Consider the following 15320-nt stretch of genomic DNA (forward strand, 5'->3'; position numbering starts at 1 on the left):
GATAGATTGAGTTTATTTGCAATATCAGATTTACATTTAGCATTTAATGAAGAAAAACCTATGGATATTTTCGGAGACAATTGGTATATGCACCATGAAAAGATAAAAGAAAATTGGATAAAGAAAATAAAAAAAGAAGATACTGTTTTAATAGCAGGGGATATTTCTTGGTCTATGAGTATGGAAGAGGGACTTAAAGATTTAGAATGGATTCATAGTTTACCAGGAAAAAAAATATTTATAAAAGGAAACCACGATTATTGGTGGACTTCTATTAGTAAATTAAATAAATTATATGATGATATGAGTTTTATTCAAAATAATTTTTTTAAATATGAAGATTATGCTATATGTGGAACAAGAGGATGGATTCAAAATTCTTCAGAAAAATTTACTACTCATGATGAGAAAGTTTATAAAAGAGAGCTAATAAGACTTAAGTTATCTTTAGATGCTGCAGTTAAGGATAATATGAAAAAAATTATAGTTATGATCCATTATCCTCCATATAATGATGAATTTAAAGATTCAGATTTTACAGAGGTTTTCAAAGAGTATAAAGTAGAAAAAGTTATATATGGACATCTTCATGGAATAAACCCAGGAAATGATTTTTTTAATAGAATAAAAGATGATATAGAATATAAGTTAACATCTTGTGATTATTTAGAATTTGATCCCGTAAAATTATTATAAATTTTACGGGATTTTATTTTTAAATTAATGAAATTATAAATTTTATTTAGTATGTTTATTAGATTAAAAATAGGTGTATTTAACTAATAAGAAAATCATTGAAAATTATAATTTAAATTCAGTTCTATACTTAACTAGATCTTCAATAGTAACAACAGTCATATTATTTTTATGTGCAAAATTAGTTATTTCAGGTAATTTAGACATAGTTCCATCAGGATTAGTTAATTCACAAAGAATTCCTGCTGGCTTAAATCCAGCAAGTCTCATTAAATCTACAGTTCCTTCAGTATGTCCACGTCTAGTTAAAACACCGTTATCAGATGCACAAAGCGGGAAAACATGTCCTGGACTATCAATTTCTTTAGGAGTGCAACTATCTTTTACTGCAGTTAGAATAGTAGTAACACGATCAGCGGCAGAAACACCTGTTGTCACTCCTTTATTAGCTTCAATAGATATAGTAAAGGCTGTCCCATATTTACTAGTATTATTAGAAACCATTTGTGGTAATTTTAATTCATGTAATTTTTCTGATGTAAGGCAAAGACATACAATTCCACTACATTCTCTAATAAGCATTGCCATTTGAGAATTAGTTATAGTTTCAGCTGGGAAAATAAGATCACCTTCATTTTCTCGATCTTCATCATCAATAAGAAGTATACCTCTTCCTTGTTTAAGATTTTCTAGTGCCTTTTCTACACGTTCAATAGGGTTAGTACCAAATTGGGATAATAATGATTTTTTCATCATAAAACTCCTTTCTAAAAATAGAATTTTTATCAAGGCTTATGACGAGAGATAGAAATGTACAAAAAATTAGATAAGATAGTTATCACCTAAATAATAATTTGTTTGCCTCTCCCATCCGGACTATTACCGTCGGCCTTGGAATCACACCAAGTCTGCAATCTTGTCTAATAAGACAAGTAGTGCTCGCGGGCTAATTTGCAAAATAGCAAAATTACCGCCGGTGGGGAATTACACCCCGCCCTGAGTACAGTTACATTATAGCATATAGAATTTAAAATTCAATATTTGGTATTAATGGTTTTTATTTTATTATTTTTGTTTTATATGAGTATAAATGCTTTAGTTGTAATGTTATTTTAAAATTTTAGTGTATAGTTAGAAAAATTTAGATGTTGACGTATATATCACTATATCGTAATATATAAATATAGTGATATATAAATTTAATGAAAGTAATCGGTAAATAATAATGTTAGGTATATAAAAATAAATTATTTGAATGTGCCTTAAGTAAAAGTGAGGTAAGAAAATGAATAAGGAATTTGAAAAGTACACAAAAGAAGCAGAACTTTTAAAAGTAATAGCCCATCCAGTAAGAATTTGTATAATTAGAGGACTTTTAAATAAGGGAAAATGTAATGTTAGTTATATGAAAGAATGCCTCCATTTGCCTCAATCAACAGTTTCTCAACATCTTCAAAAATTAAGAAATGCAGGAATTATAAAAGGTGAGAGAAATGGTCTTGAAATAAATTATTCAGTATGTAGTGAAAAAGTAATAAAACTTATAGAAGTATTGTTTTTAGAAAACTAAATTTTATTTGAATGTGCCTTATACAAAAGATTAAATTAATTTTAGGAGGAGTCTAAATGAGCAAGAAAATTATAATAGTTGGGGGAGTAGCAGGAGGAGCATCTTCTGCAGCTAGGCTTAGACGACTTGATGAAGATGCTGAAATAATAATGTTTGAAAAAGGTGAGTATATATCTTTCGCAAATTGTGGACTTCCATATTATATAGGAGAAACAATAAAAGAAAGAGAAAATCTTTTAGTTCAAACACCAGAAAAAATGATGGGTAGATTTAATATTGATGTGAGAATAAATAGTGAAGTTATAGCTGTAGATTCTAAAAATAAAAAGATAACTGTAAAAAATAGTGAAAAAGGTCAGTATGAAGAAAGTTACGATTATATGATTTTATCTCCAGGAGCTACTCCAGTAAAGCCACCTATAGAAGGAATAGATAGTTCTAAAATATTTACTTTAAGAAACATTCCAGATACAGATAAAATTAAAAGTTATGTAGATAAAGAAAAACCTAAGAGTGCTGTAGTTATAGGCGGAGGATATATTGGAGTTGAAATGGCAGAAAATCTTAAAGAAAGAGGTTTAGATGTAGTTTTAGCTGAAGCAGCTCCTCATATATTAGCTCCTTTTGATTCTGATATGGTAACTTTTGCAGAAAAAGAATTAGAAGATAGTGGTGTAGATTTAGTTTTAAAAAATGGAGTGAAATCTTTTAAAGATAATGGTGAAAATATAGAAGTATTACTTCAAGATGGTGAAACATTAAATGCTCATATGGTTATATTATCTATAGGAGTAAAGCCAGATACTAGTTTTCTTAAAGATTCAGGAATAGAATTTGGACCTAAAGGACATATCATAGTTGATAACCATATGAAAACAAACTTAGAAGGTATATACGCTGTTGGAGATGCAGTAGAGGTAGTAGATTATATAAATAACAAAAAGACTGCTATAGCCTTAGCAGGACCAGCAAATAAGCAAGGAAGAATTGCAGCAGATAATATAATAGGAATTGAATCTACTTATAAAGGGACACAAGGAACTGCTATAATAAAAGTTTTTGGTCTTACAGGAGCAAGCACTGGAAATAATGAAAGAACTTTAAAAGCAAATAATATTTCCTATAATGTTGTACATGTACATGAACAATCTCATGCAGGATACTATCCAGGAGCTACTCCTATAGCTTTAAAAGTTATATTTGATGAAAAAGGAAAAATATTAGGAGCACAAGCTTTTGGGTATGAAGGAATAGATAAGAGAATAGATGATATAGCTGTAGCCATAAGGTATGGTGGAACAATATATGATTTAGAAGAATTGGAACTTTCATATGCACCACCTTATTCTTCTGCTAAAGATATAGTTAATATGGCAGGTTTTGCAGCAGAAAATATATTGACAGGAAAAGTCTATACTGTAAGAGTAGAAGAAATAGATAACATGGATAAAAATAAAGCCCTTTTATTAGATGTAAGAGAAGATATAGAAATAGAAAATGGAAAGATAAAAGATGCACTTGAAATTCCATTGCATGAAATAAGAAGTAGATTAAAAGAAATTCCAAAGGATAAGGAAATTTGGGTTTACTGTCAGGCAGGTCTTAGAGGATATATAGCATGTAGAATATTAATGGCAAAAGGATTTAAAGTTAAAAATATTAGTGGAGGATATAAGACATATACTATGAGTAAATTTGTTCCTAAAAAGATTAATAAAATTAGTAAAGGAAATAATGAAATGAAAAAATCTAAAGTAAAAGAAGATGAATATTTAATCCTTGATGCCTGTGGACTAAGTTGCCCTGGGCCATTAATGAAAGTTAGCAATAAAATGAATGATATGAAAGATGGAGAATTTTTAAAAATAAAAGCATCAGATCCTGGATTTTATGAAGATATTAAATCCTTTGCTAAAAGAACTAATAATAACCTATTAGATAGATCTAAAGATAAAGGAATTATAACAGCAGTTTTGCAAAAAGGAAATAAAGAAAATAAAATAGAAAATAATACTAAAGTTAATATTGAAAATACAAAGGATAACAAAACAATAGTTGTATTTAGTGGAGATCTTGATAAAGCTATAGCTTCATTTATAATAGCTAATGGTGCTGCATCTATGGGTAAGAAAGTTACAATGTTTTTCACATTTTGGGGACTTAATATACTAAGAAAACATGAAAGAGTAAGTGTTCAAAAAGGATTTATGGATAAAATGTTTGGAAAGATGATGCCAAGAGGAAGTAAAAGATTAAAGCTTTCAAAAATGAACATGATGGGCATGGGCTCCAAAATGATTAGAAAAGTTATGAAAGATAAAAATGTTTATTCTTTAGAAGAGCTTATAAAATCAGGAATGGATAGTGGAATAAATATGGTAGCTTGTCAAATGTCTATGGATGTTATGGGTATAAAAAAAGAGGAATTAATAGATGGAGTAGAAGTAGGTGGAGTTGGATATTACTTAGGAGAAGCGGAAGACTCTAATTTAAATTTATTTATATAAGGCATATTAAAAAAGGGCTGATTTTCAGCCCTAAATTTATTTTTTAAAGAATTTTGAGAATATACTTTTCTTTTTAGTTTTTGCTTCTTCAGCTTCTTTTAAACTAATAAGTTCTAGTCTGCTTTTTTCAGCCTCTAAAGCCTCTTTATCTTGTTTTTCTTTTATTAAGTCTCTTTGGTCTCTAGCTAAGTTTTTAAGCCTTACATTAACTCCTCTAGAGGTTATAACTTGACTTAACCACATTAAAGCTTTTTCTTCATTACCTGTTCTTCTTAATAGTTCTGCTATAAGATACATTATTGTATGTTTATTCATGCCATATATAGGGAAATCTTCAGCAGAATAGGCTTCTTTGAAGTTTTCTAAAGCTTGTTTTAAAAATAATAGTTCTTTATCTTTATTTTTCTTTAATCTATACATCCAAGCAAGCTTAAGGCAGTTTACACCTTTACTACTAGCTTTTGCTTCCATAACCACATAATTCAAAAGAGAAAGTTTGAATCTTTCGATAGCTATATCTATATTATATATATCTGGATATTCTCTAGGTTTAAAAGAGGGTGTTATTCTTTCTTTTATTGAATCTACATGATATTTTCTTAATTTTAAAAAGTCTACTTTCATAGTGGCATATCCACAATTATTACAAAGCCAAACATCATAAAAGTATGGATTTATAACTGAATATCTTATAAATAGATCAGTGTCTTTTGAGAGTATTCTGTAAGAAGAGCTTCTTACTGCTTTTGCTTCAAAGGTGCTACCACATACAGGACAAGTTATTTTTTTATTGTATAAAAAGGATTTTTCTCGAAGCCACTCAGGGCTATTTTCTTTTTTAGGTGTCCAAGAGGGTTCCTTACTACCTCTTGTAGTTTTAACTTTGTTATTTGAGCCATCTTTAGTTTCCAAAATAATCACCTTCATAATAATAATATCTATTAGTATTATATCAGATATTAAATTAGAATTATATTGTTATACATAATAAATGTTGTATAATAATAATAATATTAAGGTTTTATTTTAATACTAATTTTATAAGTACATATACTTTTTTAAATTGAAAATAAAGTAAGAGAAAGGTGATACATATGGCTTTAGGGGAATGGAAGACTTTTTTAATACCTTATCAGCAGGCAGTAGAAGAATTAAAAGTTAAATTTAAGAGCATAAGGAAAGAATGCAGAAAGAAAAATGAATACTCTCCTATAGAGTTTGTAACAGGAAGAGTAAAAGAAATTTCAAGTATATTAGAAAAGGCAAATAAATTTAATATACCATTAGATAGAATAAGATATGAAGTAGAAGATATAGCAGGAATAAGAATAATGTGCCAATTTACAAGTGATATAGAAAAAGTTGTAGAAATAATAAGAGAAAGAAAAGATATGGAAGTAGTTTATGAAAAAGATTATGTAACTAATGTTAAAAATAGTGGATATAGAAGCTATCATGTTATAATAAAATATCCTGTTAATATGGCAGAAGGACAAAAAAATATTTTAGCAGAATTTCAGATAAGAACATTAGCTATGAATTTTTGGGCTACAATAGAACATTCATTAAATTATAAATATAAGCATGATATACCACCGCATATAAAATTAAAGCTTAAATCAGCAGCAGATGCAGCTTTTAATCTTGATGAACTTATGCTTGAAATAAAAGATGAAATAAAGGATGCTCAAAAATTATTTGAAGTTAAATCTAGTTTAGTTTCTTACATAATGGACAATATACTTATACTATCTTCTATGGGGAAAACTTCTGATGCAAACATTTATCAATCTCAGTTAAATAAAGTTATAGAAGAAGGGGAAGTTTTTGAACTAAATAAACTTTTACAAGCTACAGAAAAAACTATAGAAATGTATAAATAAGAACCTGAGATTTTAAATCTCAGGTTCTTTATATTAGTTTGCAACTATATTAACTAATCTATTTTTAATTACTATAACTTTTCTTATTGTTTTTCCTTCTATATGTTTTTTTACATCTTCATTATTAAGACTTATTTCTTTTATTTCATCTTCAGAAGAACTAGAAGGAACATTTATTTTTGCTTTTACTTTACCGTTTATTTGAATTGCCATTTCAATTTCATCTTTAACTAAGGCTTTTTTATCAAAAGAAGGCCATTTAGTATTAAATACAGAACTATTAAATCCATGTAATTCCCATAATTCTTCTGAAAAATGAGGAGCAAATGGTGCTAAAAGTTTTATAAAATCAACTATACATTCTTTTAAGAAAGCAGAATTTTTAGTAGACTTACTTGCTGTATATTTAGAAAGTGCATTAGTAAATTCCATCATTCTAGCTATAGAAGTATTAAACTGGAATTTATCAGCATCCTCTGTGACGGCTTTTATAGTATGATTTCTTACATAATTTAGCTCTTTTTCTTCTTTGTCCATTGAAGTTTTATTGTTTGAAGCATCAGTTATTTCATTTTCACAAGATCCTATAATACGTTCTACTCTATCTACAAATCTTGCTATAGATTTTATAGTATCATCGCTCCAAGCTCCACCTTCAGTATAATCAAATCCAAACATTAAATACATTCTAAATACATCAGATCCATATTTATTTATATAATCGTCAGGAGAGATTGTATTTCCCTTTGATTTACTCATTTTTAGACCATCAGGGCCTAAGATTAATCCTTGGTGAACAAGAGATTTAAATGGTTCGTCAAAGTTTAAGTAGCCCATATCTCTTAAGGCTTTTGTTACAAATCTAGCATATAAAAGATGCATACATGCATGTTCAGGTCCACCTACATATTTATCTACAGGAAGCATTTTGTTTATAAGTTCTTTATTAAAAGGTTCCTTATCATTTTTGTTATCAGGATATCTTAAATAATACCAAGAAGAACAAACGAAGGTATCTAAAGTATCAGCTTCTCTTTTAGCGTGACCGCCACATACAGGGCAAGTAGTATTTATAAAGTCATCACATTTAGCAAGTGGTGATTCTCCGTCTGGTGAAAATTCAACATTGTATGGTAATTCTACTGGAAGTTGGTCATAAGGAACAGGTACAGTACCACATTTATCACAATGTACTATAGGAATTGGAGCACCCCAGTATCTTTGTCTAGATACAAGCCAGTCTCTTAATCTATAATTTGTTTTCTTTTTACCAAACTTTGTTTCTTCTAATTTATTAACTATAGCTTCCTTAGCTTTTTCGCCGTATAAGCCGTTAAAATCTTCACTGTTTACTAATTTACCGTAATCAGTAAATGGAAGAGAGTCTCCACCTTCAATAACTCTATCTATTGGAAGAGAGTATTTAGTTGCAAAAGCAAAATCTCTTTCATCATGAGCAGGTACAGCCATTACACATCCTGTTCCATAAGTATTTAAAACATAGTCACCAACCCATATAGGAACTTTTTTACCGTTTATAGGGTTTGTAGCATAAGATCCAGTAAATACACCAGTTTTTTCTCTAGTTATAGATTGTCTTTCTATGTCTGATTGATTTTGTGCTTGGATTTTGTATGCTTCTACTTCAGTTTTATGTTCGTCAGTAGTTAGGTTATCTACTAGTTCATTTTCAGGGGCAAGCACTACGTAAGTAACTCCAAATAATGTATCAACTCTTGTAGTAAATACGTTAAATTCTATTTCAGAATCTACTACTTTAAAAGTAACATCAGCACCTGTTGATTTACCAATCCAATGTCTTTGCATAGCTTTAGTTCTTTCAGGCCAATCTAAATCATCTAATTTTTCTAATAATTCATCAGCATAATCTGTTATTTTTAAAAACCATTGTTCTAAATCTTTCTTTTCTACAGCGCTGTCACATCTTTCACATTTTCCGTCCAATACTTGCTCATTAGCTAAGACTGTGTTACAGCTAGGGCACCAATTTACAGGAGCTTTCTTTTTATAAGCTAAGCCTTTTTCATATAGCTTTAAAAATACCCATTGAGTCCATTTGTAATAGTCTGGGGAACATGTAATTACTTCATTTTCCCAATTAAACATAGCTCCCATAGCTCTTAATTGTTTTTCCATAGTTTCTATGTTTTTAAAAGTAGAATCCTTAGGATGAATACCAGTTTTTATAGCGTAGTTTTCAGCAGGAAGACCAAAAGCATCAAATCCCATAGGTTGGAATACATTATATCCTTCCATTCTTTTCATTCTAGCCCATGAATCTACAGGTCCATAGTTAAACCAGTGGCCGGCATGTAATTTGCTGCCAGAAGGATAAGAAAACATTTCAAGAGTATATAATTTTTTATCTAGCTTGCTGTTATCAAACTTATATAGCTTATCTTTTTCCCATTTGCTTTGCCATTTTTCATCAGTTTTAATATTGTAGTTACCCATAATTTACCTCCTAAGTTAATATATTTTCAAGTAATTTTTATACTAAATTAATATATTTTTACATAAAATAAAAACTTTCATCTCAATTATAAAAAATAGAGACGAAAGTTGATTCCGCGGTACCACTCTAGTTAAATCTAAGATAAAAATCAAAGATTTCACTTTATAACATAACGGGTTACACCGTGTTTACTTCTAAGTAAACAAGCTCCTAGGCAAGTTCATATTGTTTCATACTGTTTTTCACCATACAACAGTTCTCTAAAAATAGAAACTAATATTACTACTCCTATTCAAGGCTTTGATAATTAATTTTTAGTTTATACTAGATTTTATAACACTATACATATATTGTCAAGAAAAATAAAAATTTATTTTTCAAGTTCGTAAGGCCAATTATTTATTCCACCTAGTTCAGATACATTATTGTAGCCTATAGAATTTAAAATTGTTGTTGCCTTTTTGGAGCGAACTCCACTAGAACAATATACTACTATTTTAGAATTCTTATCTATATTTTTAGATAATATACTATCTTTTAATATTTGTAAAGGAATATTAATACTGTTTTTTAAATGGCCTTTGCTATATTCTTTAGGAGTTCTTACATCTATTATAATTGCAGATGAAGAAGGGGAGTTTATTATTTGCTTTACTTCTATAGGTGATATAGGGATGAAAGCTCTAGTTTTATATAATGGGGTTAATAAAAAGTAATTTAAAATTATTATAAATAAAGTATATAAACAAAATTTCTTTTTTCTTATTTTACACAATTTAAATCCACCTTTCTTAATAGGGAATATCTATATTTTCCCTCAAGTAGGTGATTTTTATGAGTTTTAGTAAAAAATAAATTTATTTTTATATTCTTAATAAAAATAGACATAATAAAAAGAGTTCTATAAAATAGAACTCTTTTGGCTGTCCATGCTGGATTCGAACCAGCAGATACCTGCTCCAGAGGCAAGCGCCTTACCATTTGGCGAATGGACAACAACATGACTATTATATCAAATTGTGGAAATTTGTCAATGTAATGTAATTTTATATTTAAATAAGTTCTATTTTAATTTTTTAATAAAATGTTTCTCAACATAAAATATGAACAAAGTTAATATATAATCAAATATAAAGAAAACTATTTGACCAACTAGTATATATATCCAAAGGTATTTATCTATTAGTGGTATAGATGGAATGAAAAATTTATATATTAAAAACATTATAACCAAACAAATATTAAAGAAAATAAACTTTAATATTATTTCTAAGGTTAATTTATTTAATTTTTCTATATAATATTTTATTAATCCGTAAGATCCAAAAAATATTATATAAGAAATAACTACAACTCTACCTAAACCTATTAACATAATAGATAGTATAGAACTAGCTAAATATACTAAAAATCCATTCTTTATATCAGTATATACAACGGAAATTGTTATTAAAGCACAAGCCATAGATAATAAATATAATTTATTAACTGGCAATATGCTACTTAAATATATACATAAAAAACTTAAAGCTGTAAAAATACCACCTTTAGCTAAATTAAGTGAGTTAGAGGAATTATTTTTCATATTTATCATCTCCATTAAAAAGATTAAGGTATATGAAAATAGACTATCATACTGACTAGTTATTTATTTAAATCTACCTAATGATATGAAGGGGCTAACAACAGCTTATTAAATCTCCACCCATAGATTCACAACAACAATCTAAACAATATAATTGAGCACAGATGTTACACATATCAGAATCATTGCCTCTTCTGTTACCATAGTAAGGCCTTCTATAAGAACTATTGCTTCTACTTATTCTATTTAAAGCATCTTTATATTCAAAGTTTGAAGGATCTAAATTACATGCAGTATTTAAATTATTATAAGCTGCATCATAAAAGCCTTTTGAATAGTTTACAAGTCCCATAAGATAGTGCCATTCTGCATTACGAACATTTATACTATTTAGTTTAGATTCTGCTGCTTGAAAATTTCTTTGATTTATATCCATTCTTATAGATTGATAAGTAGGATTGTTATTATTAGTGTTACTATAGTTATTGCTATTATAACTATTGTTATTATTAGAAGAACTATGATTTTTCATTAAAGAGTCATAGGCTTCGTTTATTTCTCTCATTTTTTGTTCTGCTAAGTCTCTTAAAGGATTATTACCATATTGATCAGGATGATACTTTTTAGCTAATTTTCTATAAGCTCTTTGTATTTCCTCTTTTGATGCATTTTGTTGTACCCCTAATATTTCATATGGATTGTTCATTTTCTTCCACTCCTTTTAGAATTTTATCCATTTTTTCTACCATTCCTAGTTGTAAGATATTATATAGCAAACCTTTGTTTTTAACTAAAGGAAGTTTGTTAAGATTTTGGAGGCAACATTTACCGCAAGTTACTAGTAGAAAATCTATTCTATTTTTAATTTCATTTTTAAATTCTTTATAAGGTAAATTATTTTTATTATATACTGAATTTATAGCATTAAACTTATTTTTTTCTAAATCATCTTTTAAATCGTTATATGCATCGATTATATATATCCATTTTCCTAGATTGTATCCAAGCCAATACAATTGTTCATTAAATTCAAAGTCTTTATAAGATGAAAGAATATATCCTGTAATATGTGCAAAGTGATGAGATATTTCATCTATGCTTTCATTTTTATAATTCTTTTCTATATTATATAACTTATTTAGGTTATCTTCTATAACTATATTGTGTTTATTAAGCTCATTGTCAGTGATATATCTTTTAAGAAATTTAGAAGTTACTTTACTTTTAAGAGAGTTATCATCTTGAACATTATCAAGTAGCTTATAATAGCTTAAAGATATATTAAAAAAAGCTGCATAATCTATAGCTTCGTTACTAGTTATTATGATTTTTTTCTTTATAGGATGAACAATACAACGTTCTTTTTTATAAGTATTTTTTTCATCTTTTAAAGAATCTAATAATATAGCTAAAAAAGTCATATCATAATTTATGGTAAGCCTTGGAAGTTCTCCAAAAATTTTTTTTATGGATTTACATAGACCACAATAATATGCTTTGAATTTCTCATATTCTTTTATTTTTAACTCCATTTTACAGGGAGTAACGTATCCAAACATATAAATTATTCACCATTTTCTGTTTTTAATATTTCATATATAGTTTTTGAAGTAGTGTCTTTCATAGAATATCCTAGAAGTTTAACTATTTCTTTTAATTCAGATTCGTTTTCCGATTCTAGTTCAATATAAGGGAATGGGCAAAAAGATTTGTCGTTAATATCTATTTCTATTAATGTATTTTTAAATTTGTAGCTTTCCCTATATTTCTTTATAGACTGTATTAAAGTTAGACCTAAGGCTTCAAATATCTTTTGACCTTCTATGTAGTCTTCTATTAAAGTTTCATTTTCTTCCATTACTTTATATTTTTCCTGATTTAATAATTTTTTTACAGTCATATAGTATTTATTAGTACTATTTATCATATCATCTATGTATCGTATTCTTGCATAGCCTTTATTTTTTATTAATCTGTTATCAGGAAAGTCATATATATGGTTTATTTGGTTTTCTTGCTTTACTTTTTTTGCGCCTATAGAAGCCAGTTTAGTTCTAATAAAATCTATGTCAATTTTTATAATTCTTGTTTCCATTTCTTTCAACCATATCACTCCTAACATAAGAATTATAACATAAAGTCATATGTAGTGTATTTAAAATTTATGTTATTATAATATTTATAATAATAATTTAAGAATATTTATATAAAGATAATAAATAAGACATACCATTTATATGTCTAAAGTAAAATAATGCTAGAGGTGAAACTGGTGGAATATATAAAAGAGGTAAATATAAACGAAGCTATTATACATATTTTAGATAATAGTGGAGATGAAGCAGTATTAAATGAATATAAACTTAGTTTAAATGATGAAGTTTATAAATTTATATTAAAGCATGTAGAGAGATGTTTAAAGGATGAAGAGCTAAAATATGCTATTTTTAATGATGAAAGAAATATAGTAAAAGAGATTTCTCAAGAATATCTTAATGGCCAAAATGATATAGTTAATGTTTCTAAAGAATTAGCAAGGCAATTATTTATACTAATGAAAGGAAATGATAATATATCTTCTTGTGATTTAATGATAGTTTCTATATCTACAGAGTATGGTCCAATGCTTGGAGTATTTAAAATGGATTATGTTAAAAATTATATTCATGTAGTAGATTTTGTAGAAGATAAAATAGGAATAAATATAATTCCTGAACTTACAGGACTTCCAGTAAGTTCTCAAAAAATAAGGAAATGTGCTTTTATAAAACCTATAAGAGAAGATCAGGAATTTAATTTAATGGTTATAGATAAACAGAAAAAATCTAAGTCAAAAGATGAATATGGATCTAACTATTTTATAAATAAATATTTAGGTTGCAAAATAGTAGAAAATGAAAGAGATGCTACTAAGAAATTTGTAAAAGCTACTGGTGAGTGGGCTAAATCTAATTTAGAAAATAATGCATCTATGGCAGAAAAAGTTATAAGATCAGTTAATCAAAAACTTAAAGAAGATGATTCAATAGATGTAAAACAGTTATCAGAAGATATATTTGGAGAAAATAATGATGTTAAACTTAATTATAACCAATATATAAAAGATGAAGGAATAAATGAAAAAGTAGATGTAGATAAGGAATGGGTAGAAAAAAAGTTTAAAAGAATTAGACTTAAAATTGATAAAGATATAGATCTATACATAAATGAAGAATCATATAATGACAACTCTAGGCTTGAAGTAAAAAGAGTAGGAGATGGGTCTTTAAATATAACAATAAAAAATGTTTGTAATTACACTCAAAAATAAAAATTTATATTTAAATTGAGGTTTAAATATATTATATGACTTAATTTAAAATAAAGTTTGAAATTATATTTTAATATATATAAATAAAAGAGGATTTGAAAAATTCAAATCCTCTTAAATATTATTTTAAAGAATCAGTAGATCCTAATACGTTTTTGATTTTATCAGCAACGATTTTTTCTATTCTTGTTCTTCCTGCTCCTAAATATTTTCTTGGGTCAAATTGTTTAGGATCAGTTCCAAATACTTCTCTTACTCCAGCTGTCATAGCTAATCTTAAGTCAGTATCCATGTTTATTTTACATACTGCCATTGAAGAAGCTTTTCTAAGCATATCAGCAGGAACACCTTTAGCTCCACCTAATTCTCCACCATATTTGTTGCAAGTTTCTACAGATTCAGGATCAACAGAAGATGCACCATGAAGAACTATTGGTAGTCCAGGTAATTTTTGTTGGATTTCTTCTAATATATCAAATCTTAATTTTGCTTCACCAGCAAATTTGTAAGCACCGTGGCTAGTTCCTATAGCTATAGCTAGTGAATCAACACCAGTTCTGTTTACGAAATCTACTGCTTGATCTGGTTCAGTGTAGATATGTACGTCACTTTTAACATCATCTTCAACACCAGCTAAAACACCTAGTTCTGCTTCAACAACAACTCCACGTTCGTGAGCGTAGTCAACAACTTCTTTAGTTTTAGCTACATTTTCTTCATATTCATAATGAGAACCATCAAACATTACTGAAGTGAATCCAGTATCAATAGCTAATTTTACAACGTCAAAACTAGCACCATGATCTAAATGTAGAGCTATATCTATACCAGTATCTTCGATAGCAGCGTCTACCATTGCTTTTAAGTATTTAGGTCCAGCATATTTTAAAGCACCAGATGATACTTGAAGTATAACTGCAGAGTTAGCAGCTTTTGCAGAGTTAACTACACCTTGAAGTATTTCCATATTGTTAATGTTAAAGGCACCTATAGCGTAGTTACCTTCGTAAGCTTTTTTAAACATTTCTTTAGTTGTTACTAATGCCATGTTAATTCCACCTTCCGATATAATAAATTAGGGACATATTTGGTCCCTGTGGGATGAATTTCACACCTCTATAGATATATTATAATCCATAAATCAAATATTTTCTAGATGTTACTTATAATAATATTTAATTTTATATTGTTATAGTATAATTATAAAACATTTGTATACTTTTTCAAACTAAATAGTGCAAATATATATTATATATATGTTAATAGTATACTTTTATTCTTTAATTTAAACTA

At 27.7% G+C, this 15320-nt stretch carries 14 protein-coding genes, 1 tRNA gene, 1 riboswitch and 1 other annotated feature; of the genes, 5 read left to right on the forward strand and 10 right to left on the reverse strand.

Features of this window, described 5'->3' with window-relative positions; genetic code table 11:
* Window positions 1–6 precede the first annotated feature (6 nt).
* Window positions 7–696, forward strand: a complete 690-nt coding sequence (locus ABDZ71_RS14635) for a metallophosphoesterase (RefSeq protein ID WP_343762676.1) — start codon at window positions 7–9, stop codon at window positions 694–696.
* 105 nt (window positions 697–801) lie between these two features.
* Here the strand turns inward: ABDZ71_RS14635 and ribB are convergent, their stop codons facing one another.
* Window positions 802–1449: a 3,4-dihydroxy-2-butanone-4-phosphate synthase gene (gene ribB, locus ABDZ71_RS14640; RefSeq protein WP_343762678.1), complete on the reverse strand. Its 648-nt coding sequence runs from the start codon at window positions 1447–1449 to the stop codon at window positions 802–804.
* Window positions 1450–1552: 103 nt separating this feature from the next.
* Window positions 1553–1704, reverse strand: a riboswitch (FMN riboswitch).
* Window positions 1705–1981: 277 nt separating this feature from the next.
* Between ribB and ABDZ71_RS14645 the strand changes: the two genes are divergently transcribed.
* Both ABDZ71_RS14645 and ABDZ71_RS14650 read left to right on the forward strand, forming a co-directional pair.
* On the forward strand, window positions 1982–2266 hold the full coding sequence (locus ABDZ71_RS14645; protein WP_343762680.1) for an ArsR/SmtB family transcription factor: 285 nt from the start codon (window positions 1982–1984) through the stop codon (window positions 2264–2266).
* 56 nt (window positions 2267–2322) lie between these two features.
* Entirely contained in the window at window positions 2323–4773 is a 2451-nt protein-coding gene (locus ABDZ71_RS14650) for a CoA-disulfide reductase (protein ID WP_343762682.1), read from the forward strand.
* A 36-nt stretch (window positions 4774–4809) separates the two neighbouring features.
* Here ABDZ71_RS14650 and ABDZ71_RS14655 read toward each other — a convergent pair whose 3' ends face one another.
* The gene (locus ABDZ71_RS14655; protein ID WP_343762684.1) at window positions 4810–5685 is read right to left on the reverse strand and encodes a DUF2225 domain-containing protein; all 876 of its coding nucleotides are present in this window, start codon (window positions 5683–5685) and stop codon (window positions 4810–4812) included.
* A 182-nt stretch (window positions 5686–5867) separates the two neighbouring features.
* Here ABDZ71_RS14655 and yjbM point away from each other — a divergent pair, with 182 nt between their 5' ends.
* Window positions 5868–6656: a GTP diphosphokinase gene (gene yjbM, locus ABDZ71_RS14660; RefSeq protein WP_343762686.1), complete on the forward strand. Its 789-nt coding sequence runs from the start codon at window positions 5868–5870 to the stop codon at window positions 6654–6656.
* 33 nt (window positions 6657–6689) lie between these two features.
* Here the strand turns inward: yjbM and leuS are convergent, their stop codons facing one another.
* The 7 genes from leuS to ABDZ71_RS14695 all read right to left on the reverse strand — a co-directional run bounded on the left by leuS (window position 6690) and on the right by ABDZ71_RS14695 (window position 12821).
* Window positions 6690–9131 (reverse strand): leucine--tRNA ligase, encoded by a 2442-nt coding sequence (gene leuS / locus ABDZ71_RS14665; RefSeq protein WP_343762688.1) that lies wholly within the window; start codon window positions 9129–9131, stop codon window positions 6690–6692.
* A gap of 94 nt (window positions 9132–9225) precedes the next feature.
* Window positions 9226–9437: a binding site (T-box leader), on the reverse strand.
* Window positions 9438–9502: 65 nt separating this feature from the next.
* Window positions 9503–9907 carry a rhodanese-like domain-containing protein gene (locus ABDZ71_RS14670; protein WP_343762690.1) on the reverse strand — a complete coding sequence of 135 codons (405 nt, stop codon included), beginning with the start codon at window positions 9905–9907 and terminating at the stop codon, window positions 9503–9505.
* A gap of 145 nt (window positions 9908–10052) precedes the next feature.
* A tRNA-Gln gene (locus ABDZ71_RS14675) sits at window positions 10053–10127 on the reverse strand.
* Window positions 10128–10195: 68 nt separating this feature from the next.
* Window positions 10196–10717, reverse strand: a complete 522-nt coding sequence (locus ABDZ71_RS14680) for a hypothetical protein (protein ID WP_343762692.1) — start codon at window positions 10715–10717, stop codon at window positions 10196–10198.
* A gap of 94 nt (window positions 10718–10811) precedes the next feature.
* The gene (locus ABDZ71_RS14685) at window positions 10812–11423 is read right to left on the reverse strand and encodes a J domain-containing protein (protein WP_343762694.1); all 612 of its coding nucleotides are present in this window, start codon (window positions 11421–11423) and stop codon (window positions 10812–10814) included.
* Window positions 11407–12276: a DUF5685 family protein gene (locus tag ABDZ71_RS14690; protein ID WP_343762696.1), complete on the reverse strand. Its 870-nt coding sequence runs from the start codon at window positions 12274–12276 to the stop codon at window positions 11407–11409. The genes ABDZ71_RS14685 and ABDZ71_RS14690 overlap by 17 nt, the downstream gene beginning before the upstream one ends.
* 5 nt (window positions 12277–12281) lie before the next feature.
* Entirely contained in the window at window positions 12282–12821 is a 540-nt protein-coding gene (locus tag ABDZ71_RS14695) for a class IV adenylate cyclase (RefSeq protein WP_343762698.1), read from the reverse strand.
* Between the two features lie 168 nt (window positions 12822–12989).
* Here ABDZ71_RS14695 and ABDZ71_RS14700 point away from each other — a divergent pair, with 168 nt between their 5' ends.
* Window positions 12990–14027, forward strand: a complete 1038-nt coding sequence (locus ABDZ71_RS14700) for a nucleoid-associated protein (protein WP_343762701.1) — start codon at window positions 12990–12992, stop codon at window positions 14025–14027.
* A gap of 121 nt (window positions 14028–14148) precedes the next feature.
* On the opposite strand, the gene fba is transcribed toward ABDZ71_RS14700, so the two are convergent.
* On the reverse strand, window positions 14149–15075 hold the full coding sequence (gene fba, locus ABDZ71_RS14705; RefSeq protein ID WP_343762703.1) for a class II fructose-1,6-bisphosphate aldolase: 927 nt from the start codon (window positions 15073–15075) through the stop codon (window positions 14149–14151).
* Between the last annotated feature and the right edge of the window lie 245 nt (window positions 15076–15320).

This window comes from Clostridium oceanicum (assembly GCF_039521385.1).
GTDB lineage: Bacteria > Bacillota > Clostridia > Clostridiales > Clostridiaceae > Clostridium_F > Clostridium_F oceanicum.

Coding starts and splice junctions, on each gene's coding strand:
- ABDZ71_RS14685 (WP_343762694.1), bottom strand. CDS start 11,423: ATGAACAATCCATATGAAATATTAGGGGTACAACAAAATGCATCAAAA.
- yjbM (WP_343762686.1), top strand. CDS start 5,868: ATGGCTTTAGGGGAATGGAAGACTTTTTTAATACCTTATCAGCAGGCA.
- ABDZ71_RS14650 (WP_343762682.1), top strand. CDS start 2,323: ATGAGCAAGAAAATTATAATAGTTGGGGGAGTAGCAGGAGGAGCATCT.
- leuS (WP_343762688.1), bottom strand. CDS start 9,131: ATGGGTAACTACAATATTAAAACTGATGAAAAATGGCAAAGCAAATGG.
- fba (WP_343762703.1), bottom strand. CDS start 15,075: ATGGCATTAGTAACAACTAAAGAAATGTTTAAAAAAGCTTACGAAGGT.
- ribB (WP_343762678.1), bottom strand. CDS start 1,449: ATGAAAAAATCATTATTATCCCAATTTGGTACTAACCCTATTGAACGT.
- ABDZ71_RS14690 (WP_343762696.1), bottom strand. CDS start 12,276: ATGTTTGGATACGTTACTCCCTGTAAAATGGAGTTAAAAATAAAAGAA.
- ABDZ71_RS14680 (WP_343762692.1), bottom strand. CDS start 10,717: ATGAAAAATAATTCCTCTAACTCACTTAATTTAGCTAAAGGTGGTATT.
- ABDZ71_RS14645 (WP_343762680.1), top strand. CDS start 1,982: ATGAATAAGGAATTTGAAAAGTACACAAAAGAAGCAGAACTTTTAAAA.